Source organism: Ruegeria sp. (genome assembly GCF_965221235.1).
Taxonomy (GTDB): domain Bacteria; phylum Pseudomonadota; class Alphaproteobacteria; order Rhodobacterales; family Rhodobacteraceae; genus Ruegeria.
The window spans coordinates 3,019,970-3,042,545 of sequence record NZ_CBDCRS010000004.1 but is presented as its reverse complement, the minus strand read 5'-3'; the positions used below and the strand labels follow the sequence as shown (position 1 = coordinate 3,042,545).

The 22,576-nt window shown below is 59.9% G+C and carries 27 protein-coding genes; 12 read left to right on the top strand and 15 right to left on the bottom strand.

Annotated features, from left to right (window positions below; translation table 11 throughout):
- The first annotated feature begins 66 nt into the window (after positions 1-66).
- From ACOQOY_RS18500 to ACOQOY_RS18480, 5 genes are all read left to right on the top strand, one after another.
- Positions 67-1,392: a DUF5930 domain-containing protein gene (locus ACOQOY_RS18500; RefSeq protein WP_420586805.1), complete on the top strand. Its 1,326-nt coding sequence runs from the start codon at positions 67-69 to the stop codon at positions 1,390-1,392.
- On the top strand, positions 1,382-1,882 hold the full coding sequence (locus ACOQOY_RS18495) for a bactofilin family protein (protein ID WP_420586804.1): 501 nt from the start codon (positions 1,382-1,384) through the stop codon (positions 1,880-1,882). The genes ACOQOY_RS18500 and ACOQOY_RS18495 overlap by 11 nt, the downstream gene beginning before the upstream one ends.
- A gap of 97 nt (positions 1,883-1,979) precedes the next feature.
- A complete protein-coding gene (locus ACOQOY_RS18490; RefSeq protein ID WP_420586803.1) occupies positions 1,980-2,789 on the top strand; it encodes a zinc-dependent peptidase in 810 nt (269 codons plus the stop codon).
- A gap of 111 nt (positions 2,790-2,900) precedes the next feature.
- On the top strand, positions 2,901-3,587 hold the full coding sequence (aqpZ, locus tag ACOQOY_RS18485) for an aquaporin Z (protein WP_420586802.1): 687 nt from the start codon (positions 2,901-2,903) through the stop codon (positions 3,585-3,587).
- 164 nt (positions 3,588-3,751) lie between these two features.
- On the top strand, positions 3,752-5,047 hold the full coding sequence (locus ACOQOY_RS18480) for a hypothetical protein (protein WP_420586801.1): 1,296 nt from the start codon (positions 3,752-3,754) through the stop codon (positions 5,045-5,047).
- A 38-nt stretch (positions 5,048-5,085) separates the two neighbouring features.
- Here the strand turns inward: ACOQOY_RS18480 and ACOQOY_RS18475 are convergent, their stop codons facing one another.
- Complete coding sequence (locus ACOQOY_RS18475; RefSeq protein ID WP_420586800.1) at positions 5,086-5,634, bottom strand: peptidylprolyl isomerase; 549 nt, start codon at positions 5,632-5,634, stop codon at positions 5,086-5,088.
- On the bottom strand, positions 5,627-6,133 hold the full coding sequence (locus ACOQOY_RS18470; protein ID WP_420586799.1) for a peptidylprolyl isomerase: 507 nt from the start codon (positions 6,131-6,133) through the stop codon (positions 5,627-5,629). Before ACOQOY_RS18470 ends, ACOQOY_RS18475 begins: the two co-directional genes overlap by 8 nt.
- 132 nt (positions 6,134-6,265) lie before the next feature.
- On the opposite strand from ACOQOY_RS18470, the gene ACOQOY_RS18465 reads away from it, so the two are divergent.
- The 6 genes from ACOQOY_RS18465 (at position 6,266) to ACOQOY_RS18440 (ending at position 12,137) form a co-directional block, all read left to right on the top strand.
- Positions 6,266-7,456, top strand: a complete 1,191-nt coding sequence (locus ACOQOY_RS18465; RefSeq protein ID WP_420586798.1) for a phosphoglycerate kinase — start codon at positions 6,266-6,268, stop codon at positions 7,454-7,456.
- A 123-nt stretch (positions 7,457-7,579) separates the two neighbouring features.
- Positions 7,580-7,879 carry an FtsB family cell division protein gene (locus tag ACOQOY_RS18460; RefSeq protein ID WP_420586797.1) on the top strand — a complete coding sequence of 100 codons (300 nt, stop codon included), beginning with the start codon at positions 7,580-7,582 and terminating at the stop codon, positions 7,877-7,879.
- Between the two features lie 174 nt (positions 7,880-8,053).
- Complete coding sequence (gene pdhA, locus ACOQOY_RS18455; RefSeq protein WP_420586796.1) at positions 8,054-9,043, top strand: pyruvate dehydrogenase (acetyl-transferring) E1 component subunit alpha; 990 nt, start codon at positions 8,054-8,056, stop codon at positions 9,041-9,043.
- A 15-nt stretch (positions 9,044-9,058) separates the two neighbouring features.
- Entirely contained in the window at positions 9,059-10,429 is a 1,371-nt protein-coding gene (locus ACOQOY_RS18450) for a pyruvate dehydrogenase complex E1 component subunit beta (RefSeq protein ID WP_420586795.1), read from the top strand.
- Between the two features lie 14 nt (positions 10,430-10,443).
- Positions 10,444-11,742 carry a pyruvate dehydrogenase complex dihydrolipoamide acetyltransferase gene (locus tag ACOQOY_RS18445; RefSeq protein WP_420586794.1) on the top strand — a complete coding sequence of 433 codons (1,299 nt, stop codon included), beginning with the start codon at positions 10,444-10,446 and terminating at the stop codon, positions 11,740-11,742.
- 152 nt (positions 11,743-11,894) lie between these two features.
- Positions 11,895-12,137, top strand: a complete 243-nt coding sequence (locus ACOQOY_RS18440; RefSeq protein ID WP_420586793.1) for a hypothetical protein — start codon at positions 11,895-11,897, stop codon at positions 12,135-12,137.
- A 3-nt stretch (positions 12,138-12,140) separates the two neighbouring features.
- Here ACOQOY_RS18440 and cysE read toward each other — a convergent pair whose 3' ends face one another.
- Positions 12,141-12,950, bottom strand: a complete 810-nt coding sequence (gene cysE, locus ACOQOY_RS18435) for a serine O-acetyltransferase (RefSeq protein ID WP_420586792.1) — start codon at positions 12,948-12,950, stop codon at positions 12,141-12,143.
- 63 nt (positions 12,951-13,013) lie between these two features.
- Here cysE and ACOQOY_RS18430 point away from each other — a divergent pair, with 63 nt between their 5' ends.
- Entirely contained in the window at positions 13,014-13,373 is a 360-nt protein-coding gene (locus tag ACOQOY_RS18430) for a TraR/DksA family transcriptional regulator (protein WP_420586791.1), read from the top strand.
- On the opposite strand, the gene ACOQOY_RS18425 is transcribed toward ACOQOY_RS18430, so the two are convergent.
- From ACOQOY_RS18425 to ACOQOY_RS18370, 12 genes are read right to left on the bottom strand one after another with little or no spacing between them, the layout of a single operon-like run.
- On the bottom strand, positions 13,354-13,650 hold the full coding sequence (locus ACOQOY_RS18425) for a hypothetical protein (RefSeq protein ID WP_420586790.1): 297 nt from the start codon (positions 13,648-13,650) through the stop codon (positions 13,354-13,356). The two genes, ACOQOY_RS18430 and ACOQOY_RS18425, sit on opposite strands and share 20 nt — an antisense overlap.
- Before the next feature lie 2 nt (positions 13,651-13,652).
- Positions 13,653-17,624 (bottom strand): baseplate multidomain protein megatron, encoded by a 3,972-nt coding sequence (locus ACOQOY_RS18420; protein WP_420586789.1) that lies wholly within the window; start codon positions 17,622-17,624, stop codon positions 13,653-13,655.
- Complete coding sequence (locus tag ACOQOY_RS18415; RefSeq protein WP_420586788.1) at positions 17,625-18,071, bottom strand: NlpC/P60 family protein; 447 nt, start codon at positions 18,069-18,071, stop codon at positions 17,625-17,627.
- Positions 18,068-18,955 (bottom strand): DUF2163 domain-containing protein, encoded by an 888-nt coding sequence (locus ACOQOY_RS18410; protein WP_420586787.1) that lies wholly within the window; start codon positions 18,953-18,955, stop codon positions 18,068-18,070. The genes ACOQOY_RS18415 and ACOQOY_RS18410 overlap by 4 nt, the downstream gene beginning before the upstream one ends.
- Positions 18,955-19,587 (bottom strand): phage distal tail protein, Rcc01695 family, encoded by a 633-nt coding sequence (locus ACOQOY_RS18405; protein WP_420586786.1) that lies wholly within the window; start codon positions 19,585-19,587, stop codon positions 18,955-18,957. The genes ACOQOY_RS18410 and ACOQOY_RS18405 overlap by 1 nt, the downstream gene beginning before the upstream one ends.
- Before the next feature lie 15 nt (positions 19,588-19,602).
- Positions 19,603-20,265 carry a phage tail tape measure protein gene (locus ACOQOY_RS18400; RefSeq protein ID WP_420586785.1) on the bottom strand — a complete coding sequence of 221 codons (663 nt, stop codon included), beginning with the start codon at positions 20,263-20,265 and terminating at the stop codon, positions 19,603-19,605.
- Positions 20,252-20,461 (bottom strand): rcc01693 family protein, encoded by a 210-nt coding sequence (locus tag ACOQOY_RS18395; protein ID WP_420586784.1) that lies wholly within the window; start codon positions 20,459-20,461, stop codon positions 20,252-20,254. The genes ACOQOY_RS18400 and ACOQOY_RS18395 overlap by 14 nt, the downstream gene beginning before the upstream one ends.
- The gene (locus ACOQOY_RS18390) at positions 20,458-20,778 is read right to left on the bottom strand and encodes a gene transfer agent family protein (protein ID WP_420586783.1); all 321 of its coding nucleotides are present in this window, start codon (positions 20,776-20,778) and stop codon (positions 20,458-20,460) included. Before ACOQOY_RS18390 ends, ACOQOY_RS18395 begins: the two co-directional genes overlap by 4 nt.
- A 4-nt stretch (positions 20,779-20,782) precedes the next feature.
- Positions 20,783-21,196 carry a phage major tail protein, TP901-1 family gene (locus tag ACOQOY_RS18385; protein ID WP_420586782.1) on the bottom strand — a complete coding sequence of 138 codons (414 nt, stop codon included), beginning with the start codon at positions 21,194-21,196 and terminating at the stop codon, positions 20,783-20,785.
- Positions 21,197-21,216: 20 nt separating this feature from the next.
- Positions 21,217-21,630 carry a DUF3168 domain-containing protein gene (locus ACOQOY_RS18380; protein ID WP_420586781.1) on the bottom strand — a complete coding sequence of 138 codons (414 nt, stop codon included), beginning with the start codon at positions 21,628-21,630 and terminating at the stop codon, positions 21,217-21,219.
- On the bottom strand, positions 21,627-21,965 hold the full coding sequence (locus ACOQOY_RS18375) for a phage head closure protein (protein WP_420586780.1): 339 nt from the start codon (positions 21,963-21,965) through the stop codon (positions 21,627-21,629). The genes ACOQOY_RS18380 and ACOQOY_RS18375 overlap by 4 nt, the downstream gene beginning before the upstream one ends.
- Entirely contained in the window at positions 21,962-22,561 is a 600-nt protein-coding gene (locus ACOQOY_RS18370) for a head-tail connector protein (RefSeq protein WP_420586779.1), read from the bottom strand. The genes ACOQOY_RS18375 and ACOQOY_RS18370 overlap by 4 nt, the downstream gene beginning before the upstream one ends.
- Positions 22,562-22,576: the final 15 nt, after the last annotated feature.

Sequence of the window (22,576 nt, the reverse complement as noted above, 5' to 3'; positions counted from 1 at the left end):
CTTCGCCCAAGGGACGGCTATCACTCACGACCGGTCCCGAATCTTGGGGATGAGAGGTAAAGACGCGTGCGAACCCGTCTGGCAATAAAACTACACTCACTGCTTGAACGGCATTTCCCGGAGCGCCGGGTCTTTCTGAAATCTGACAACGACACACGGTTCATCCGGCTCAGCTCGGAAACGCAGGTGGCTGCGGTGGCCGGTGTTGCCGTGATCGTCGGCTGGACCGCGGTGGCCACGGCGATCCTGTTGATGGACAGCATCGGATCGGGGAATTTCCGCGAACAGGCCAAACGGGATCAGGCAACCTATCAGGAACGCCTCAACATCCTGTCCGCTGAACGCGATGCCCGCGCGCAAGAGGCGCTGATGGCGCAAGACCGGTTCAACGCCGCGCTGGAACAGATTTCGGCGATGCAGTCGGAACTGCTGGCTTCGGAAAACCGGCGTCGCGAGCTAGAAACAGGTATCGAGGTCATTCAGACCACCCTGCGCGCCACCATGAAGCAGCGCGAAGAAGCCCGCACCGAACTGGCCAGCATGCAGGTTGAGGCTGACGAAGGCGACATGTACCTCGCCGCTCTGTCCGACCCCGAGCAGATGAATTTCATGACCGAAGCTCTGGTTCGAACAGCCGCAGAGCGCGATCAGATCGCCGCAGATGCGCAGGATGCGCTGGCGCAACGCGACGAGCTTGAGCTGGAAATTCAGCTGATGCAGGAGCGCAGCGACGAGATCTTCCGCCAGCTGGAAGAGGCGATGGTGATCTCGGTCGAACCGCTCGACAAGATGTTCCGCCAGGCCGGTATGCCAACCGACCGTATCATTGAAGAGGTCCGCCGTGGTTACAGCGGTATGGGCGGACCCCTGACTCCTATCTCTTTCAGCACGCGTGGTGAGGACCTGACCCCCGACGAGATCCGCGCAAATACCCTGCTGCAACAGATGGATCAGCTGAACCTGTACCGCATCGCAGCCGAAAAGGCCCCCTTTGCCAGCCCGGTGCGTGACGTTGTGCGTTTTACCAGCGGATTTGGCCATCGCCGAGACCCCAAGACCGGCGGCCGCCGCATGCACAACGGCGCGGATTTCGCGGGCGCGCCCGGCACGGATATCTTCGCCACTGCCGATGGCGTTGTGACTCATGCGGGCTGGCAGTCTGGCTTTGGGCGTCTGGTTAAGATCCAGCACGCCTTTGGAATTGAGACTCTTTACGCTCATAACACCAAGATCCGCGTAAAGGTTGGCCAAAGGGTCTCGCGCGGGGATCATATTGCTGATATGGGTAGCACCGGACGGTCTACCGGCACACATCTGCACTATGAGGTGCGTGCGAACGGAAAACCTGTAAATCCAATGACATACATCAAGGCTGCGAGAAATGTTTTCTAAGAGCAAAATCAACGAGCCCGGAGCGAAAGAGACTGAGGCAGCAAAACCTGCTGCTCCGGCAACTCCGGCTGCACCTGCCCCGTCGGAAAGCAAGGCCAGCACCGCGCCCAAGCCCAAGCCGCCGGCATCGGTACTGTCCTCGGACCTGCACATCACAGGCAACCTGAAGACATCGGGCGACATTCAGGTCGAAGGCACAGTCGAAGGCGACATCCGCGCGCATCTGCTGACCATTGGTGAGACCGCGACCATCAAGGGCGAAGTCACCGCCGATGACGTTGTGATCAACGGCCGGATCGTGGGCCGCGTGCGTGGTCTGAAAGTACGCCTGACCTCGACCGCACGTGTCGAAGGCGACATCATCCACAAGACAATCGCCATCGAAAGCGGCGCGCATTTCGAAGGTTCCGTGCAGCGTCAGGACGACCCGCTGAACCCGGGTCGCAGCGGCAAATCGGGTGCCAACCCGGCCTCCGAGGTCAAGCAGTAACGCTGACCTGACACTTTTGAAGATCGAACGCCGTGGGCTTTCCCGCGGCGTTTTCTTTTGCCCTTGCCGCTGTACATTGTCGGTATAGGGTTCTGACATGTTGATCTTTTTCTCACTCCTGCTGCTGATCGCAGGTATTTTCGTTTACCGCCACTGGTCCAAGTCGCAGGCCCGCCAGGAACTGCTCTCCACGCCTCTGAGTCCGCGTCAGCGCAACGTGATAGAACAGCAAGTACCCCTGATCCGCCGCCTGCCCGCAGATCTGCGCGCAAAGCTGGATGGCAAGGTGAACCTGTTTCTGGATCAGGTCACGTTTCATGGCTGCGACGGGCTGGAAGTCACGGAAGAAATGGAACTGGCCATCGCTGCGCAAGCCAGCCTGCTGCTGGTCAACAGCGACCAATGGTACGATCATCTGACGACCATCCTGATTTATCCCAGCGCCTTCAAATCCCGTCAGCGCAGGCAGGATGGTTACGTCGTCAGTGAAAAAGAAATCATCCGCACTGGCGAAAGCTGGGATCGCGGGCCGGTCATCCTGTCGTGGTCTCACAGCAAACAAGGCGCTGCGAACGATCATGATGGCCAGAACGTCGTCCTGCATGAATTTGCGCATCAGGTCGACGACCTCTCGGGTGGCACAAACGGCGTTCCAATCCTCAGCGACGGTCAGAGTTTTGCAGAGTGGGAGCGTGTCTTTCTGACCGCCTATGACGCCCATGTCCGCGCCGTGGAACGCGGCCAACATACCGTGATCGACCCTTACGGTGCGACCGGGCACGAGGAGTTCTTTGCCGTCTCGGTCGAGGTTTTCTTTGAACAGCCGCGCGACCTGAAAGCTGCTGTACCTGAGGTGTACGACCAACTGTCGAAACTGTTCCGGCTGGACCCGGTCAGCTGGCGCTAGGGTTCAGACCTCAGCCGTGAACAGAACGATAGAAATTTCCCCGTTCCTCTCCGTTTCACAAAATATGATTTTTGAATTAACCTTAAATCAGTATTTTCAGGAGGATACTTCATGTCATCAAAACTTATGGCCGAGTTCTTCGGCACGTTCTGGCTGGTGCTGGGCGGGTGCGGCAGCGCCGTCCTGGCAGCAGGCGTCGCCGATGTGGGCATAGGCTGGCTGGGTGTTTCCTTTGCCTTCGGTCTGACAGTTCTGACTATGGCCTATGCGGTCGGGCATATCTCGGGCGGGCATTTCAACCCGGCGGTCAGCCTCGGCCTTATGATCGGCGGCAGGTTCCCGGCCAAAGACCTGATCCCCTATTGGATCGCGCAGGTGATCGGCGCAATCGCCGCGGCAGCCGTTCTCTACCTGATAGTCAGCGGCGCGCCCGGGTTTGAAGGCGTCGGTGGCTTTGCCTCAAACGGTTACGGAGAAGCTTCTCCCGAGGGCTATTCAATGATGTCCGCGCTGGTGATCGAGATCGTGATGACCGCGTTCTTCATCATCGTCATTCTGGGCGCAACATCCAACTTTGCCCCCGAAGGCTTCGCCCCGATCGCCATTGGCCTGTGTTTGACGCTGATCCACCTGATCTCGATCCCGGTGACGAACACATCCGTTAATCCGGCGCGCTCGACCGGCGTGGCCTTGTTTGCGGATGCCCCGGCCCTGTCGCAGCTCTGGCTGTTCTGGGTGGCCCCTTTGATCGGAGCGGCCATTGGGGCGCTGATCTGGCAGGCGATGGGCGACGACTAATCGTCTGAAGAAACTGCTGACGCCGGACTTACGGCGTCAGTCACATTCCGCCCGGGGTCCAATTCACACCCCAAAGGCGATTGCACGGCCTTTCCACGAAACTGTTGAAACCGCTCCTCAATAAGGGAACAATGCCACCAGGCAGTGGAAGGTCCGGCAACAGAATGGCAAACTCCAAAGTCAAGCGCCCGGCATCCGCCATTCCCGGTAAGACTGGCCTTGTGACGATGGCGGCCATCCCGCTTGTTCACTATCTGTGGCCTGCCATGCCGGACGTGTCTTCACGTGATCAGGCCGCACTGTTTGTACTGACCATATTCGTCATTCTCGTGCTGTCCGAACGCGCTCTTTCCGGGCCTCACCGATCGCTGGGGTCAGGTCTGGTGTTCAATCCGGCGAACTTTCAAAATTCCGGATATCTGCGCGATTACCTTGATAAATTGGTTGGACTTGCTGCCACTCTCGCTTTGCTCGCCGCGTTTTATTCCACCGCAGACCTATACAAAGACCCGTGGTATCAACCTTTCTTTTCGTTGGTCGCGGATTTCTGGCCGCTCATTCTTGGCGTCGTGCTGATCAACGTTACTGCCGTTCATTTCTCAATGCGGCACCGGCGTGACGGATTATGGCAACTCGGGCGACTGGTGCTGGCTCCGACGGCGCCCAGAACCGAGAGCCGCGGTTTGAAAGTCTACCTTCTCAGCCTTTGTATCAAAGGCTATTTCCTGCCGCTTATGTTCTGTTATCTGGTTGAGGACTGGACCTATCTGGCCTCCACCCCGCTTTGGGACTCGGCCGGTTTTCCCGATGTGTATCAGTACTTGTTCAGGTTCTCGTTCTTCTTCGACCTGACAATTGTTGTGATTGGGTATGCCACTGCAACGCGGTTGCTGAACTCTCACATTCGGTGGACTGAAACGTCTGTTGGCGGATGGCTGGTCTGCATCGCCTGCTATGCGCCGTTCTGGCAGCTGCTGTCGCGCGAGTACTTCAATTATGACGAAGATGGGTTCACCTGGGGCGTGTGGCTTGGAGACTATCCGGTTCTATATGCCCTATGGGGCAGCACAATCCTGGCCCTTCTGGCCATTTACGCAATGTCCGAAGCGCGCATGGGGCTCAGGTTTTCCAACCTGACCTATCGCGGGCTGGCCTGCGATTTCCCCTATAACATCAGCAAACACCCGGCTTATCTGAGCAAGAACCTGAGCTGGTGGATGATCTCGATCCCATTCTTCGCCGTCGACTTTTGGACCGGGCTGGCGAATTGCCTGGCTCTGCTGGGCGTGAATTTCATCTATTTCATGCGGGCGTGGTATGAAGAGAGGTGCCTGTCGAAAGTCCCCTCTTATCGGGCCTACAAGCGCCACATTGACCAGAACGGGCTGATCGCGCGCCTTAAGGGTCTCATTGTCCCGAGGGGGTTAGCTGCCCACGAGGTACAGCGCCGCGACGGATAAGGCTGGCCCAGCGCGAAGCAGTCGCACCGGGCAGTGTTTTATTCGGTGACGGTGACCTTTTTCATCACGTCCGGCTGACCGATCACAGCACCGTTGGGGCCGTCCCCGCGCTTGATCGCATCGACCACATCCATGCCATCCGTGACCTGCCCCACAACCGTATACTGGCCGTTCAGGAACGGTCCGGGCTCGAACATGATAAAGAACTGCGAGTTCGCGCTGTTCGGGTCCTGCGCGCGGGCCATGCCCACGACACCCCGGTCATAGTTGAAGTCCGAGAACTCTGCCGGCAGATCGGGGCGGTCAGATCCGCCTGTACCCGCACGACGCAGGTCACTGCCCAGACGGCCATGCTCAACGTCTCCGGTCTGCGCCATAAAGCCGTCGATCACGCGGTGGAACACCACGCCATCGTACTTGCCTTCGGCGGCCAGAGCGCTGATCTGCTCGACATGTTTGGGGGCGATATCCTCGAACAGGTCGACGGTGACGGTGCCATTGGCGCCCTCACCTTCGATCTCGATCTGAAGCCCTGTCGCCAGCGCGGGGCTGGCTAGCAGAGCAAACGCGGCGGCGAGCTTATACATCGGCCGCCACCTTGACGCTGATCATGCGATCGGGGCTCGCAGGCGGCTCGCCTCGTACGATAGCATCAACATGTTCCATCCCGTCGATGACGCGGCCGTAAACGGTGTATTGGCCGTTCAGGAAGTGGTTGTCCTTGAAGTTGATGAAGAACTGCGAATTGGCCGAGTCCGGGTTCTGCGAGCGCGCCGCACCCAGAGTACCGCGATCATGCGGCAGCTTCGAGAATTCCGCCGGAACGTTCGGCAGCGCCGACCCACCAGTGCCCGCCATACGCAGGTTGAACCCGTCTTCCATGTCGCCATGCTGCACGTCGCCGGTCTGCGCCATGAAGCCGTCGATCACACGGTGAAAGGCCACGTTGTCATACTCACCACCGCGCGCCAGCTCTTTCATCCGGGCCGAGTGCTGCGGGGCCACGTCGGGCAGCAGTTCGATGACGACATTGCCGTCTTTCAGCTCGATGATGATGGTGTTTTCGGGATCCTTGATCTCGGCCATGAGGCCCTCCTGTCGTTTGTCTTGCGCAAATACCTATGACGCGGACGCATGAATGCCAAGTGACGCATTGACCTGAGGGCAAAATGCAGGAAAAGAACCGCCTAAATCGGTTTTAACGGCAAGGATGGAACGATGGGCTGGAAAACGTTGGACGATATGGACCTGAACGGCAAACGCGTGCTGGTGCGCGTGGACATCAACGTCCCGGTGGTGGACGGTGTCGTGACCGACGCAACCCGTATCCAGCGCATCGTTCCGACAGTTCGCGACATCATTGCCGCTGGTGGCAAACCCATCCTGCTGGCCCATTTCGGGCGCCCCGGCGGTGAACGACGCGAGAACCTGTCGCTGAAGCAGCTGATCCCCACGCTTGAGGCCGCCTTTGACGCGAACGTCCTGTTCGCCGCAGACTGTGTCGGCACCGAGGCTGAACTGGCCGCCGACGCCCTGCAACCCGGCCAGGTACTGCTGTTGGAAAACACCCGCTTCCACGCAAGCGAAACCAAAAACGACCCCGATCTGGCCGCAGGCATGGCCAAACTGGGTGAGGTCTATTGCAACGACGCGTTTTCAGCCGCGCACCGTGCCCACAGCTCGACCGAGGCTATCGCCCGCCTGTTGCCTTCGTGCGCAGGACGTCTGATGCAGGCCGAGCTTGAGGCGCTGGAGGGTGCTTTGGGCGCGCCCAATCGCCCCGTGACCGCTGTGGTAGGCGGCGCGAAGGTGTCCACCAAGCTGGAGCTGCTAGGCAACCTGATCAACAAAGTGGATTATCTGGTGATCGGCGGCGGCATGGCGAACACGTTCCTCGTGGCCCAAGGCCTGAACGTCGGGAAATCACTGGCCGAAACCGCAATGAAGGACACTGCGGCAGAGATTTTGGCCAAAGCGGAAAACTCGGGCTGCACGATCGTCCTGCCCTCGGACGTGGTTGTCGCCGAAAAGTTCGAAGCCAACGCTCCGCACCAAGTGCTACCTGCGGATCAATGCACCGATGACGGTATGATCCTGGACGCCGGTCCTGACAGCGTCGCCAGCATTTCGGACATCTTTGGCAAAAGCCAGACCCTGATCTGGAATGGTCCGCTGGGTGCGTTTGAAATCGAACCTTTCGATACCGCAACCAATGCTGCTGCGCTTAAAGCGGCGGCACTGACGCGGTCGGGTCAGTTGATCTCAGTCGCGGGCGGAGGTGACACGGTCGCGGCTCTGAACGCATCAGGTGCGGCCAAGGATTTCTCCTACATCTCGACCGCCGGAGGCGCGTTCCTGGAATGGATGGAAGGCAAAACCCTGCCCGGCGTCGCGGCATTGGAAGAATAAATTCACCTGCGGACACGCTTTTTGCGAATCAGGGGATTCACAAGCCGAATCACCTGTGACATAGTGCTTGCAGATGCCCGGAAAGGGCACGTTATTGAGGCAGTTCATACGGCGGTAAACAGAGTGTCCCGTTCCCATCGGCCCGGTTTGGGCGCAGTCGTTTTCTTCATGGTGGCATTTATGCTGGGTGTGTATTTCACCTTCGCCGCCGTGCAGGGCGACTACGGCCTGTTCAGACGGGTCGAGATTGCAGCGGAACGGGACGCCCTGTCGCGCGACCTCGCCAAGCTTGAGGCCGAGATCGCGGAAATGGAAAACCTGACCCGCCGTTTGTCCGACACCTACCTCGACCTCGATCTGTTGGATCAGCAGGCCCGATCAATCCTGGGCATGATCCGCTCGGACGAAATCGTCATCCGCTGATCCCGGATCAGAATCTTCGAAAATAACTGACGCGCTGAATTTCCGATCTTCGCAGAACGGCCTGATTTTGCGCGAAACTACGCTGCGTCACATTTACCCTCGCCAGAAAGCCGGAAATGCTTTATGAGATAGTTTAACGCTAAACTATCTGTCCGAAAGGGGGAGATCGCCACAATGGCTGCGCGAAAAACCACAAAGAAACCAAATGTTTCTGCAGAAGAGCTTACCACCTACTACCGAGAGATGCTGCTGATCCGCCGATTCGAGGAAAAGGCTGGCCAGTTGTACGGTATGGGTCTGATTGGTGGTTTCTGCCACCTCTATATCGGGCAGGAAGCCGTTGTTGTGGGCCTAGAGGCCGCAGCCAAGGAAGGTGACAAGCGGATCACCTCCTACCGCGATCACGGCCACATGTTGGCCTGTGGAATGGACCCGGGCGGCGTCATGGCCGAACTTACCGGGCGCGAAGGCGGTCTGTCGAAAGGCAAAGGCGGCTCGATGCATATGTTCTCGAAAGAGAAGCACTTCTATGGCGGCCACGGCATCGTTGGCGCGCAGGTTCCGTTGGGTGCGGGTCTGGCCTTTGCTGACAAGTACAAAGAAAACGGCGGCGTGACCTTCACCTATTTCGGTGACGGCGCCGCAAACCAGGGCCAGGTCTACGAGACCTTCAACATGGCGGCGATCTGGGACCTGCCGGTTATCTTCGTGATCGAAAACAACCAGTATGCCATGGGCACATCGCAGGCACGCTCGACCTCGACCAAGGATATTTACCATCGCGGAGAAGCCTTCGGCATCCCCGGAGAGATCGTCGACGGTATGGACGTGCTGGCCGTAAAGGCTGCGGGCGAAAAGGCCGTTGCGCATTGCCGCGCGGGCAAGGGTCCTTACATCCTTGAGGTCAAAACGTACCGCTACCGCGGCCACTCGATGTCAGACCCGGCCAAGTACCGCACCCGTGAAGAGGTGCAGAAGGTTCGCGAACAAAGCGATCCTATCGAACATGTGCGCGAGCTGCTGCTGACCGGCAAACACGCGACCGAGGATGACCTGAAGGCGATCGACAAAGAGATCAAAGAGATCGTCAATCAAGCCGCCGAATTCTCAAAAGAAAGCCCCGAGCCTTCCGTCGAAGAGCTTTGGACCGACATTTACGCCTGAGAGGACGAATAAGACATGGCAACCGAAATTCTCATGCCCGCCCTTTCGCCCACGATGGAAGAGGGCACTCTGGCCAAATGGTTGGTCAAGGAAGGCGACACCGTATCCTCGGGCGACATCATGGCCGAGATCGAAACCGACAAGGCGACGATGGAGTTCGAAGCTGTCGATGAGGGCATCGTTGGCAAGATCCTGATTGCCGAAGGCACCGAAGGGGTCAAGGTCAACACCCCTATCGCAGTACTAGTGGAAGAAGGCGAAGACGCCTCCGCCCTGCCCACGGCTGCGCCCGCAGCCGCAGCGGTGACCGAGGCCGCCCCTGCGGCGGTTGAGGCCCCCGCTCCTGCCGCTGCACCCGCCGCTCCGGTCGTGGACCTGTCGCCAGACTGGCCCGCAGATGCCGAGATGAAATCCGAAACTGTCCGCGAAGCCCTGCGCGACGCGATGGCCGAGGAAATGCGCGGCGACGAAGACGTCTACCTGATGGGCGAGGAAGTCGCCGAATATCAAGGCGCGTATAAAATCTCCCAAGGCCTGCTGGACGAATTCGGTTCTAAACGCGTGATCGACACCCCGATCACTGAACATGGCTTTGCCGGTATCGCGGTTGGTTCTGCCTTTGGTGGGCTGAAGCCAATTGTCGAGTTCATGACCTTCAACTTCGCCATGCAGGCGATTGACCAGATCATCAACTCCGCCGCCAAAACGCTTTATATGTCCGGCGGGCAAATGGGCTGCCCCATCGTGTTCCGTGGCCCCAACGGTGCCGCAGCCCGCGTGGCTGCCCAGCACTCGCAGGATTACGCCGCTTGGTACATGCAGATCCCCGGCCTGAAAGTCGTGATGCCCTACTCGGCAGCCGACGCCAAAGGCCTGCTGAAATCGGCGATCCGTGACCCCAACCCTGTGGTCTTCCTGGAAAATGAAATCCTTTACGGTCGGTCGTTCGATGTGCCGCAAGTGGATGATCTGACCATCCCGCTGGGCAAAGCCCGCATCTGGCGCGAAGGCTCGGACGTGACCATCGTCAGCTTCGGCATCGGCATGCAATACGCACTGGAAGCCGCCGACAAACTGGCCGAGGACGGCATCAGCGCCGAGGTTATCGACCTGCGCACCATCCGCCCGATGGATACCGGTGCGATCATTAACTCGGTGATGAAAACCAACCGTCTGGTAACTGTCGAAGAAGGCTGGCCGCAAGGCTCGGTCGGCAGCTACATCAGTTCGGTCGTGATGCAGGAAGCGTTCGATTACCTCGACGCGCCCGTGATCAACTGCACCGGCAAGGACGTCCCGATGCCCTACGCCGCGAACCTCGAAAAGCTGGCACTGATCACCACCGATGAGGTGATCGCTGCCGTCAAACAAGTGACCTACCGGTAAGGAGCGACAGACAGATGCCCACAGAAATTCTGATGCCCGCCCTTTCGCCGACCATGGAGGAAGGCACACTTGCCAAATGGCTGGTCAAAGAGGGCGACACTGTCTCCTCTGGCGACCTGCTGGCTGAGATTGAAACCGACAAAGCCACGATGGAGTTCGAGGCCGTCGACGAAGGAACCGTTGGCAAGATCCTGATCCCCGAAGGGTCCGAAGGGGTCAAGGTCAACACCGTCATCGCAGTTCTGCTGGAAGATGGCGAAAGCGCAGATGATATTAGCGCAGCACCTGCCGCAGCGCCTTCGGCTGCACCAGCCGCCGCGGGCAACGAGGCTGCCGCGCCAGCGGCGTCCGAGGCGCCTGCTCCTGCCCCGGCCGCTCCGGTCAAGGCGGATGGCGGTCGTATCTTTGCCTCGCCTCTGGCCCGTCGTATCGCCGCGCAGAAAGGGCTCGATCTGGCACAGATCACCGGTTCCGGCCCGCATGGTCGTATCGTCAAGGCAGACGTCGAAGGCGCAACCGCGACGGCTCCGGCCGCAGCCCCTGCTCCTGCTTCAACAGCGCCAGCGGCGGCTGCTCCGGCTGGTCCTTCGGCAGATGCCGTGGCCCGTATGTACGAGGGCCGCGAATACGAGGAAATCAAGCTCGACGGGATGCGCAAAACCATCGCCGCGCGCTTGTCCGAGGCCAAGCAGACCATCCCGCATTTCTACCTGCGCCGCGATATCAAGCTGGATGCACTGCTGAAATTCCGCAGCCAGCTGAACAAGCAGCTGGAAGGCCGTGGCGTGAAGTTGAGCGTCAACGATTTCATCATCAAAGCCGTCGCCAACGCCCTGCAACAGGTTCCTGCCTGTAACGCAGTCTGGGCCGGTGACCGGGTTCTGCAACTGAAACCCTCGGACGTTGCCGTTGCGGTTGCCATTGAGGGTGGGTTGTTCACTCCGGTCCTGCAAGATGCTGACACTAAGTCGCTGTCCGCTCTGTCGACCGAGATGAAGGACCTCGCCGGTCGCGCCCGCGAGCGCAAATTGGCACCGCATGAATATCAGGGCGGCACCTTCGCGGTCTCGAACCTCGGCATGTTCGGCATCGACAATTTCGACGCCATCGTGAACCCGCCACATGCAGGCATTCTGGCGGTCGGTTCAGGCGTCAAAAAGCCAGTCGTCGGCGATGACGGAGAATTGGCGGTCGCCACTGTCATGTCCGTCACCATGTCCGTCGATCACCGGGTCATCGACGGCGCGCTTGGGGCAGAGCTCCTGCAAGCCATCGTCGACAATCTGGAAAACCCGATGGTCATGCTGGCCTGACCTTGAACAAAGGTTGCGCAGGGTCACTGACCTTGCGCAGCCAAACCGATCACAGCCGTGATGTGAGCAGACGTGATCAGCCGGGCGATTGCTCAATCGCCATTACCATACCACCTTGGTTGCACAGGAAACGCAGATGCAAGAGGTGAGCTATGGCCTTCACAAATTCGACGAAAATCCTGCTCTTGGTTGCTCTGACCGCCACCACATTGCCCGCAGCTGGAATCGCGAAGCCAAACAGCTATCCGGGTGAGAACTCAAAGTTCAAATCCAACGACCCAGCCGTCATTGCACAGCAACGAGCCGAACAACAAAAACGCATCGAAGATCGGAAAAAGCGGCGCGAAGAAAAACGGCTCGAGCGGTTGAACCGAAAGAAAAACCGCTCGAACTAATTCTTACTGGTCTTTGCCTAACATGTGATCCATCGAGATCGAGGGCTGATCGCATCCGGCCTCGCCCACGATCTTGGCGGGAATGCCAGCGACGGTCTTGCACGCAGGCACTGGCTGCAAAACTACCGATCCAGCGGCAATGCGGCTGCAATGGCCGACCTCAATATTACCCAGAACTTTGGCCCCAGCCCCGATCAGAACACCGTTGCCGATCTTCGGATGGCGCTGTTCTTCTTCCTTGCCGGTCCCGCCCAGCGTCACCGAATGCAGCATCGACACGTTGTCTCCGACAACGGCCGTTTCACCGATCACGATGGAATGGGCATGGTCGATCATAATCCCCTTACCGATCTTCGCGGCCGGGTGGATGTCGATCCCGAAAATCTCGGATGAGCGCATCTGGAAGAAATACGCCAGATCATGACGGCCTTTGTTCCATAGCCAATGCGCGACGCGATAGGCCTGCATCGCCTGGTAGCCCTTGAAGTACAGAATCGGCTGCAACAACCGGTGGCAGGCCGGATCACGCTCGTACACAGCCATCAGGTCCGCGCGCGCCGCTTCGATCAGCGAGGCATCATCGGCATAGGCTTCGTCCACGATTTCGCGAAGGACCATCATCGACATTTCGTTCGAGCACAGCTTGGCCGACACCCGGTATGACAGCGCCCGCTCAAGACTGCGGTGGTGCAGAATACAGGCGTGAACCAGACCACCCATCAACGGCTCGTTCTCGACCGCCGCCTGAGCTTCTGTCGTGATGCGATTCCAGACCGGATCAACCGGTGTCACATGACTGCGCGTTTCCAACATGGCTTTTGTTCCTTTGCTGCGCCTAGAATGCCATTTAGTTGCAAAATTTCCAAACGCAAACCCATGATCGGCAAGGTAACAAAAATGAATGAGACTGTGTTGGCCCAGTTCCAAGCCCAGATAGAGGCGCGTTTGGCCGAGCTTGCAGTCCATTCTGCCGCGGAAAAACAGGCGCAGGCCATCGTCGAACTGGATCAGCAAGCCATCGGTCGCCTGAGCCGGATGGATGCTTTGCAGAATCAGGCCATGGCCAAGGCGCAACAGGTCAACCGGGACAATGAAGTGTTGAGGCTTCAAGCCGCACTGAACCGTATTCAAGAGGAAGAGTACGGCTATTGTAAGGACTGCGGCGAGGATATTCCCGAGGGCCGGCTGAAACTGGACCTCGCCGCCACCAAATGTGTCAGTTGCGCATCTGGTTAATCTGAAATCGGATCAGGTGGCGCAGGACCAATTCGAAACACTGGCAATAGTTCAGATCGTCAAACCCCGGCTCGTCAGCCAGCAGTCTGTTACGCGCGGTTGCCATTAATGAGCCGTTGCCGAACAGCGGATGAAGCGTTCCAGTCTTCACGACATGTTTATCGGCTAATTCCGCCTCATGGATCATCCGGGCGCACAGGCGGTCTCGGTTTGCGGGCGGCGCGGTCAATAAGACCCGCGCCGCGGCACTGACGTCTCCGTGCAGGACAGGGCGCATGATCAGCCCTGTCCCACCGTCAGCCGTGCTGGCAGTCCGGGCCCGAAACTTGCCGAGATCTGCGCAACGCTTACTTCGTACGGCCCGTTGATCCCGTCCTGTGACTGCATTGCGTCCGAATAGGTCCACATTGGCTGTGTCGCCACGTGTTCCCGCACCAAAACACCAGCGGATCGTATCTGAACCAGATAGGCTTCGCTTTCCTCTGCAAGCGGCACGTCCAACCCGGCCCAGTCATCCCCGTCCTGACGGGTGCGCCGTATCCATGACAGGTGATCCCCAGCCGGTGATGAAGCGACCCGCAAATGCACGGGCGCATAGGGGCGCAGACCGTTGCCTTCAAAGGCTTCGACAAGATGCACGAATGAGGGATCGTCATAACCGCGCGACCCGGGGCCGATGCGATAGTGTTTTGCCACGCGGCGTTCGGACCGCAACAAGCTGGTTTGGTAGACACGTTGATCCAGCAAAACGAACATCGACTCCTCGGGCCATACATCCGGCATGTTTGCATCCGTGCCTAATTGTCCTCGCAATCGACTGGACAGGGAAAAGACCCCGGCTTCCTCAAGGGACGCATCGGCAAACTGAAAAAGCTCCCAATTCCCGGACGTCCCATCTCCGATGGCGGCCAGATTCGCTCCGTTCAGCAAGGCCGTCCGTGGGCGGGATTCCAGCAAGCCGTCGACCAGATTGACCCGCAGCGGCGCACCCTCGTCCCAGATGCCAGCGCTGGCCCGCATCAGTGGCGTTTCGGTGAAGCCTATGACAGCCTGCCCCGAGATCACCTCTTGCAGGGCGTAATCCTCATCGCTCGCCGCCGAGTAAACCGCGACAGCGCCCGGCCATGGATTTGCGGTTGCGGCCAGATAGGGCGCATGGGGTTGCTCGGCTCCGGTGATCAGGGGCAGATCCATGAATACCGGCAGAACCGGGACCGGCGCCACGAAGGGGTGAGCTGTCACCACATCATCCGGCAGATCGGTTGCGGCATAGACGCCCGGTTCGATGCGGACGGCATCGGCAATTTGCAGATCCGCCTGCTCCAGACGGTCGATACGATAACGTGCGCCCTGCCCATCTCCGCCCAAAGTGACGACATCGCCCGCCCCCAGATGCAGCTTCGACGGAGGCAATGCAAACCGGGCGGTTTCACGGGCCACCCGCGCCTCGCTTAACCAGCGTTCGGCCGTCTGTCGCCCCTCGGCCCGCGTCAGAGACAAAGGCATTTCATTCAACGAAACCGCATGCGTTTCGGTATCCGGAAGCACCGCCTCTTCCGAGACGATATCGTGATCTGCATCGGACTGGACGAACCGAAGGCGCACGCGCCCGGTCAGTTCGGCCTCAGCCTCTCGGCGATACTCGATGCGCCCTTCGATATCGGCGCTTTCCGCCAGCAGGTCGGTGTTCAGTTCTTCGACATGTCGACCATCGCGCATACGGAACACCAACAGGCCATCCCGCTCAATCGCGTCGAACCCATAGCGCAGCATCAACGGCTGCAAACCCGCCCGAGCGGTCGACACATCCTCGATCACATACCCCCGGACCACGCCATACAGCTGCGACACGTCGATATCCGTCACCCCTGCCCCATGGCAGATTTCTGTCACGACCGAAGCCAGAGCGCGCGACCCGGACCGTCCATTCAGCCAATGGCCGCGGGCGTAGTTTTCACCGTCGCTCCACTGACTGCGCAGATTGGGGAAGGTCGGGTAAGGGCGCGCATCCCAAGCCCAGACATAAGCGTTGTTCATGTCGACCATTCGGCCGCTATACACATCGGATGGCGGGTTGATTTTCGGATCGGACCAATACCCCAGCATGGCCGTCAGATACTGTACCTGAATGAAATCATCGCGCAGGCCATTTGAGTACTTAGGCAGGCTGGATTCAGACGATTTCGGGTCCAGAAACTTGTTCGGCTGATTTGTCCCCTTGTCGATGGCAGCACATCCAAGCTCGGTAAACCAAATCGGTTTCGAGTTTGGCACCCAATCTGTGCGATTGGTTTGCCGCACGCCCCCAATTCGCTCGTGATGCGGGTTCGACCACCAATTCCGCAGGTCTTTGTAGCGCCAGATCCACGGCTCATTGTGGTCGGTGTCTTCGATCGGCGTGCGGATTTGCGCCTCGGCTTCTTCGGGCGAAGCATAATACCAGTCATACCCCTCGCCGCCTTCGATGTTGCTGCGTAGGTACTCAAGATCGTAGATCGCGTCAGCCCCGCCCTGAAGGTCGAGGTGATCCTCACCATCGCGCCAGTCGGACAGAGGCATGTAGTTGTCGATACCGATAAAGTCGATGTTGTCATCGGCCCAAAGCGGGTCGAGGTGAAAATACCGGTCGCCTGAGCCATCACTCGGCTGATAACCGAAATACTCGCTCCAGTCGGCGGCGTAGCCGATCTTGGTGTTCGGCCCCAGAATGGCGCGCACCTCGGCCGCCAGCGACCGCAGTTGCGCCACGGCGGGAAAGCCGGTCAGGCCGCGAATTTGGGTAAGCCCGCGCATCTCGGACCCGATGCAGAACGAAGCCACCCCGCCAGCCGCTTTGCACAGCGCCGCATAGTGCAGGATGAACCGGCGCATCCCCCATTCCTGAGGGCCGGTATATGTAACCGTACCATCGCCGACTACAAAATCACTGGCCCGCGCAGTCCCAAAAAACGAGTTGACCTGAACATCTGCCGCAGCGGTCTGATCTGGCGATCCGGCCCGGCCCGGCGCGGTGTCCAATGTAATCCGTCCACGCCAAGGCAGATGCGGCTGATGCCCGGCATCCGACCAAGGGTCGGGCAAACCGTTGCCACGCAGTTGATCCATCAGGATGAACGGATAGAACATCACGCGCTTGCCAACGTTGTTCAGGTGACGGATCGCCTGCACGACCGACGCGTCGGCCGGAGTAGCACCATAAACAGGGCGATTGTTTTCGTGCCGAACGACCTTTGCCGCCTGTCGATCAAGGCCAGCAACTTGCCAGGGCATGTTCTCGCCTTCGATATTCTTGTGCAGTACCTTGGGTTCAAGACGGCATTGGCCGACGCGCAGATCATCACCGAACCACGAAACCACCAGCGATGCCGCATCGCAGGCGGGTAGTTCGGTCCGCAATGCGCGGATCGACGTCACCATATCCGAGATACCAGAGGCCGAATTGACATTCGCCGCCCAGCTCTCGCCCGGCCCCTTGGTATAGTTGACCTGTTGACTGGCCAGCGCGTATTCACCGGTGCCCGGCATCAGCGCAACGCCCCGGATCGTTCGGGACAGGGCGGTCGGAGTATCCGGCAACCCGGGCTGTTCCTGCCGCACGACCTCAAAGGAAAACTGCGGCACTCGGTTACCGAAATTGGCCAGTTGCAGATCCTCGATCACCACATAGGCGGTTCCACGATAGGCCGGAACCTGACCTGCACCCTCAATGGCTTCGATCAAAGGGTCCGGCAGCTGTGTTTGCGTCCCGTGGTAAACGCGCATGTTCAGACCCGCGCGTTCCAGTTCTTCCCCGTCTGCCCAGACGCGCAGCACATCCGATATCTGCCCCACACCCACGGCAACGGCCAGCGAGATTGAGTAGCTGTAGCTGTGTGTTGTCGTCGTGACCTCGGGCGCCTTTGGGGCGCCCTTGCCGCCGCCGCCACCACCTTGTGTGACGGTACTGGTGCTACGGGTTTCCAAAAAGTCCGAGGCCCAGATCACCTGTCCCCCCACCCGCATACGACCAAAGATTGTCGCAACGGGCGCGCCCTCGCCGGTTTCGGTCAGACGGAAACGGTCCAGGCGGCCGGTCTCGACAACTTCGCTGCCACCGCCCATCACCGATTGGCTCATCAAGCGCTGGTCAATCACCCGGCCCAGAGTTGCGCCGATTGCTCGCCCAATTACAGCAGTCGACAGGCCCAGAACGGTGCCGCCGATTGCGCCACCGATCGCGGCACCGGCTGCGGAAAGAACTATTGTTGCCATTTATTTTGCCTCCTGCGGGAATTCAAAACAGGCGACAACCCGGCGGCGCCAGGGATCGCTCAGCGTGTTTTCGACGACCCCGTGGCCGGAATATGCGTGGATAAAGCGCGGCACGGTTCCGGCATCGCTTACAATGCCTACATGTTTGGCGACACGCCCAGCGCGCATACGGAACAACAGGATGTCCCCTGCGGCCAGCTCATCAAAACTTTTGCCGATCAGGTGACGGCGCGCGGCGGCCCAAAGGCGCTCCTCACCCTGTGGTTCCGACCAGTCCATGCTGTAGCTTGGCGCAGCTTCAGGCTCTGCCCCGTGCAGCGCGCGCCAAACCCCGCGCAGCAAGCCAAGGCAATCGGTGCCTGCCCCTCTGGCCGAGGCCTGATGTACATAGGGCGTTCCCAGCCAGCTGCGGGCTTCGTCCACGATGTCTTGACGCGAAACGGTCATCGTATGCTGCCCCCGGTGTTCGGGTTGCCCTGTTTGGGAACGGCCATCATCCAGTCTTCGCCGGGCAGATCGGGAAACCCCTGAAAATTCAGCAAGTTGTTGAACTTTTGCCGACAAGCTTGCATGCTCTTGTTGCACCCGGCAGTCAGCCTGACCCGATCCCCCACAGCCAGCCCGCCACTGATGCCCGACCAAAGCGTAATATTGCGACCACCCGCTACCTGTTCATCCTGCTTGATCGAGGCCCAAAGCCCGCGCGCCTGCCCCGAGATGACATCCAGCCTGCCACGCTCGAACCAGGCGGCGTCCGATGCTTCGGCCCCTTTCAATTGCAGAAAGCTGCCGCTGGTCAAACCTGCAATCTCAGCCTCGGCCCAATAGCCGGGCGCGTTGGTGTTGAACTTGCACGATCCATCGCCCAGAACGGCGGTGCATGGTTTTTGATAAATCCGACCCAACGGGCGGTTGAGCAGATCGGTCAAACCGCGCAGCTCGGCATGAAAAGCACCACCCGCGCGGCGCATCTCACCGATCGAGCCCCTGAATTGCATGGCACGCTGTTCCGGCGCGGCCCAGTTGACCAGCCACGCGCGGACCTCGGCTCCGTCAAAGCGCCCAGCCTCGATATCCTCTTCCCTCACCGCAGCGTCCGACAAGGCCCCCATCGCCTCGGAATTGTCGATGGATAGCCCCGTGGCCTGTTCAATCGCCGTGGCGGTCAGGCCGGTGCTAGCTTTGAAGGTCAGCCCGTCAAAGCGCAGTTCCATATCGTGGTCAGTGAAGCCATAAACCTGCCCGTCGGCGCGCGTGATCGCCCAGCACCGGCAGGTAGTGGTCAGACCCGATTGCAAATGGGTGTGCAGCCCCTGCTTATCCCCGCTCATCACACACGCACCTCAACCACTGGAACATTGGGGACGTCGCCCGCCTGAAAGCTAGCCACGCTGGTTTGAATCCTGTCGGTGTCGAACCGGACCGGGACGTCGAACTCGAACCCGGCAGTGATCTCAACCTGCTCGGGAGGTGGGGCCGTAAATGTGATCAAACCGCTGTTCAGGTCCACTTCGAAGTCGACACCTTCGCGCATTTCATCCTGCTCCAGCCCGACCCGCACCGTTCCCAACACCGGCTTAACGATAGGTCGCACATAGCTGAACCCGCCCGAGCTGTAGGTCTTGATCAGTGGAAACGCGGTCTGCACGCCATCGCCGCGCGCAATCACCTGATCGCCCTGATCCACATCCGCTGAAGCTGCCCCCGATTTGTAATCGGACCAGTCTTTCCAGCGGAACCCGAACATCTGACCCTGACGGGCCTCGAAGAACGACACCAGCGTCTCGACGTCATCCAGCGACCGCATTCCCAGACCAGCGTCGTAACGACGGCGTGAATGCGCCCAGGGCGTATTGCGCTCCTCGAACCCGTTGGCCAGCGTCACAATATCCGTGCGCCGCTCTGGTCCGCCGACCGAGCCAAAGCTCAGACTGGCGGGAAATCTCACCTCGTGGAAATTCATGGCCTGCTCCCTTGGTTATCTGTTGCGATTACCGCGACCCAAAGCGCGGCTCATCTGTGCTGCAATCTGCCCCTGACTGCGACGGAAACCCTGCACATCGGGCGTGGTTATATTCATCACCACGTTCACCGCGCGCCCGCCGCCCGACGTACGCACGCCCAGCTTTCCATCCGGACCGCGTGCCAACGGCATAATCGCTTCGGGTCCGGCCTCACCCATCAGCCCGGTACCACCGCGCATCGGAAAGGTTGTCGGGCCACTGACCACGCCGCCATTGGCAAAGGGCATCACGCGACCTTGCGAAAAACTGCCGCCATCTGCAAAAGGCAGAATACCTTGGACCAACCCGCCCGCCGCATTGGCCAGCAATCCGCCAAAATGATCCGTCACAGGCTTGATCGCAGCCGCATACGCCGTCTGGATCATCGAGTTTTTCAGGATATCCAGCGCATCCGACAGGTTCATCCCGTCCAGCACCACCCCGTCAAACGCTTTGCGCAACCCGCCGGACATGCCGCGCTCCAACGTGGCGACGTCCTTACCGGTTTCCTCGAAGGCCGCACTGATCCGCTTCATCTGGCCATCAAATGCCGCCGCCATCGACGCCGCATCAGACAACGAGTCGCCCAGCGCCTCGCCCCGTTCCTGCAAATCGTCCAAACCGTCACGATCCGTCATCACGCTCTCCTTGTTCCTTGTCCGGGTAGGCCGCCAACAACGCGTCCAGACCCTCCCGGTTCATCGCGGGCATCCCCGCGCCCTGCCCCAGCATCAGCCGCAACTCGGCCGGGGTCAGACGCCAGAACTGATCCGGCGTCAGCCGCAGGCCGAGGAAACCGGCCCGCATCAGGGCGGGCCAGTCGAACCCGCTCATGCGCCCCCCGGCACCATGAAGGCGCGCGCCAGCAGTTCGGCTGCCGCCTTGGCGCCGGCCATGGGACCGCCTTCGATCTCGGCGCTCAGCAGGTCGGAGCGTGTCACATCCGCTCCGCCGCCGCGCAGCCCGGCCACGACCAGCGCCAGCACGTCACCACTGGAATAAGCTCCGCCTTCATATCGCTGAACCAGCTCGACCAGAGATCCGGCGCCCAATTCCTGTTCCAATTCCGCTAAAGCACCCAGCGTCAGCTTGAGCACCCGTCGCTGCCCGTCGATGGTCAATACCACCTCACCCGTCCACGGATTGGCCATCGGATTACAGCGCCGTAAAGGTCAGAGCGCCGGCGCTCGCCAGGCTCATTTCATAGGTCGCCTCGCCGTTGTGCGAGCCGGCATATTCGATACCGGTTACCTGAAACGGCCCCTCGACGATGCCGAAATCGGGAATGATCACCTGAAAACCCGGCGTCTCACCGTCAAAAAACAGCTGACGCGCGCGCTCATCGGTGCCTGCGTCCTTGAACACGCCCGAACCCGAGATCGCCGCCGACTTGACACCCGCCCCTGACAGCAGTTCGCGCCATCCTCCCTGACTTTCCAGCGTCGTCACATCCACACTTTCTGCGTTGAAACTGACCCGCGTGGCACGCAGCCCCGCGATGGTCTCGAACAGGCCCGCGCCGTTCATGTCTACTTTGACCAACAGGTCTTTTCCGTTCTGGGCAGCCATATGCTCTCTCCGTTGATTGCTTAGTCGTCTTCCACGCGGGCGCGGAATCTCAGGTCGATCTGGCGGATTGCGCCGCCGGTTCCCGTGCGCCGGGCCGAGGCGCGTTCAAACCACAGCCCCACCAACCGCCCGCGATCGAGGGTCAAGTCAGCCCCCTCCAGCGCGTCGCATACCGCTCCGGCCAATGCTTTGGCCGCGCCAAATCCCGCGGCCTCAGAAACCACCGAAACGGTGAAGCGATGCACTGCGCCCGCCCCCGAGCGGTCCGAAGCGTCCCGCACCTCTTCCGGGCCCAGCGTGACGTAGGTTTTAGGAACTGAGCCGGCTGGCACGGCGTCGTAAATCGCATCATCTGACAGTGCGCTAACCTGTGCATCTCCAGACAACTGTTGATAGACCGCCGCTTGCAAGGCAGCTGAAATGCCATAGCTCATGCCACCACCTCTTCATCTGCGAAACAGGTCAGATACTGGCCGCGTGGGTCGCGCTCAGCGACGGCGCGAATGACAAAGCGGCGCGTGCCTTCTGCAAAGCGTTGATCTGGTGACGGGCGCATTGCCGACCCCTCGGGCGCGCCCCGCACGACGATGCGATATCCAACGCGCGATAACGGTACTCCGGCAACCTGACGCTCGGCTCCAGTACGCGCGGTGACTTCAGCCCACACGGTTCCCAACGCTGCCCATGTCTCAGTGTATCCACCTGCGCCGTCAGCGCCGCGCACTGGTGCCTCAAGCACCAGCTTTCGGTTCAGTCGCGGCGCTTTCATTGCGTCACCCCTGCACCAAAGCGCACCGTTCGGTAGCGTTGGATCAGACTGGTTACGCCAAATGGCATGCAACCCGCACCCAACGAGGTCTCGTCGCGGTATTCGTAATAATGCGCTGCCAGCAGTAGTACCGCTTGTCCCAGATCAGCAGGCAATCCGCCCCAATCCGGCGACATGCCAGCGGTAAATGCGATCTTCACCGAGCCGCCAGTAACAATTGTCGGCATCGTTGCCCCAACCGGGCGCATCCGCGGGCGCTGGCTGTCCTGTTCCAACCGATATGCGCCTGGTGCGACCTCAGTTTCCGCGCCTAAGGCATCGGTGACACTGACAGTGTCCACAGTCACCACCGGAGCCACCGGCAGCACCTCACCCGCAGGATCACGCCAACCGTTCAGGCTCCAGGAAAACTCTCGTTCAATCAGAACCTTGCCGGTGCGCGCCTCAATCGCGGCAACCGCTGCCCGCAGAAAGCCCTTTAGTACTTCATCCTGCACGCTGCCCTCGGCAAAGCCGGTTCCCAGCCGCAGATGGGCCTTGAACTGATCCACCGGCAGCGCCGCATCCGCGATGGCGGTTTCTTCGATCAACATCATCCATTCACTCCGCAA

Bases quoted from the DNA above. Each gene is read 5' to 3' on its own strand.
- ACOQOY_RS18495 (WP_420586804.1), top strand. From the start codon at position 1,382: ATGTTTTCTAAGAGCAAAATCAACGAGCCCGGAGCGAAAGAGACTGAG.
- ACOQOY_RS18490 (WP_420586803.1), top strand. From the start codon at position 1,980: ATGTTGATCTTTTTCTCACTCCTGCTGCTGATCGCAGGTATTTTCGTT.
- aqpZ (WP_420586802.1), top strand. From the start codon at position 2,901: ATGTCATCAAAACTTATGGCCGAGTTCTTCGGCACGTTCTGGCTGGTG.
- ACOQOY_RS18480 (WP_420586801.1), top strand. From the start codon at position 3,752: ATGGCAAACTCCAAAGTCAAGCGCCCGGCATCCGCCATTCCCGGTAAG.
- ACOQOY_RS18475 (WP_420586800.1), bottom strand. From the start codon at position 5,634: ATGTATAAGCTCGCCGCCGCGTTTGCTCTGCTAGCCAGCCCCGCGCTG.
- ACOQOY_RS18470 (WP_420586799.1), bottom strand. From the start codon at position 6,133: ATGGCCGAGATCAAGGATCCCGAAAACACCATCATCATCGAGCTGAAA.
- ACOQOY_RS18465 (WP_420586798.1), top strand. From the start codon at position 6,266: ATGGGCTGGAAAACGTTGGACGATATGGACCTGAACGGCAAACGCGTG.
- pdhA (WP_420586796.1), top strand. From the start codon at position 8,054: ATGGCTGCGCGAAAAACCACAAAGAAACCAAATGTTTCTGCAGAAGAG.
- ACOQOY_RS18450 (WP_420586795.1), top strand. From the start codon at position 9,059: ATGGCAACCGAAATTCTCATGCCCGCCCTTTCGCCCACGATGGAAGAG.
- ACOQOY_RS18445 (WP_420586794.1), top strand. From the start codon at position 10,444: ATGCCCACAGAAATTCTGATGCCCGCCCTTTCGCCGACCATGGAGGAA.
- ACOQOY_RS18440 (WP_420586793.1), top strand. From the start codon at position 11,895: ATGGCCTTCACAAATTCGACGAAAATCCTGCTCTTGGTTGCTCTGACC.
- cysE (WP_420586792.1), bottom strand. From the start codon at position 12,950: ATGTTGGAAACGCGCAGTCATGTGACACCGGTTGATCCGGTCTGGAAT.
- ACOQOY_RS18430 (WP_420586791.1), top strand. From the start codon at position 13,014: ATGATCGGCAAGGTAACAAAAATGAATGAGACTGTGTTGGCCCAGTTC.
- ACOQOY_RS18425 (WP_420586790.1), bottom strand. From the start codon at position 13,650: ATGCGCCCTGTCCTGCACGGAGACGTCAGTGCCGCGGCGCGGGTCTTA.
- ACOQOY_RS18420 (WP_420586789.1), bottom strand. From the start codon at position 17,624: ATGGCAACAATAGTTCTTTCCGCAGCCGGTGCCGCGATCGGTGGCGCA.
- ACOQOY_RS18415 (WP_420586788.1), bottom strand. From the start codon at position 18,071: ATGACCGTTTCGCGTCAAGACATCGTGGACGAAGCCCGCAGCTGGCTG.
- ACOQOY_RS18410 (WP_420586787.1), bottom strand. From the start codon at position 18,955: ATGAGCGGGGATAAGCAGGGGCTGCACACCCATTTGCAATCGGGTCTG.
- ACOQOY_RS18405 (WP_420586786.1), bottom strand. From the start codon at position 19,587: ATGAATTTCCACGAGGTGAGATTTCCCGCCAGTCTGAGCTTTGGCTCG.
- ACOQOY_RS18400 (WP_420586785.1), bottom strand. From the start codon at position 20,265: ATGACGGATCGTGACGGTTTGGACGATTTGCAGGAACGGGGCGAGGCG.
- ACOQOY_RS18395 (WP_420586784.1), bottom strand. From the start codon at position 20,461: ATGAGCGGGTTCGACTGGCCCGCCCTGATGCGGGCCGGTTTCCTCGGC.
- ACOQOY_RS18390 (WP_420586783.1), bottom strand. From the start codon at position 20,778: ATGGCCAATCCGTGGACGGGTGAGGTGGTATTGACCATCGACGGGCAG.
- ACOQOY_RS18385 (WP_420586782.1), bottom strand. From the start codon at position 21,196: ATGGCTGCCCAGAACGGAAAAGACCTGTTGGTCAAAGTAGACATGAAC.
- ACOQOY_RS18380 (WP_420586781.1), bottom strand. From the start codon at position 21,630: ATGAGCTATGGCATTTCAGCTGCCTTGCAAGCGGCGGTCTATCAACAG.
- ACOQOY_RS18375 (WP_420586780.1), bottom strand. From the start codon at position 21,965: ATGAAAGCGCCGCGACTGAACCGAAAGCTGGTGCTTGAGGCACCAGTG.
- ACOQOY_RS18370 (WP_420586779.1), bottom strand. From the start codon at position 22,561: ATGATGTTGATCGAAGAAACCGCCATCGCGGATGCGGCGCTGCCGGTG.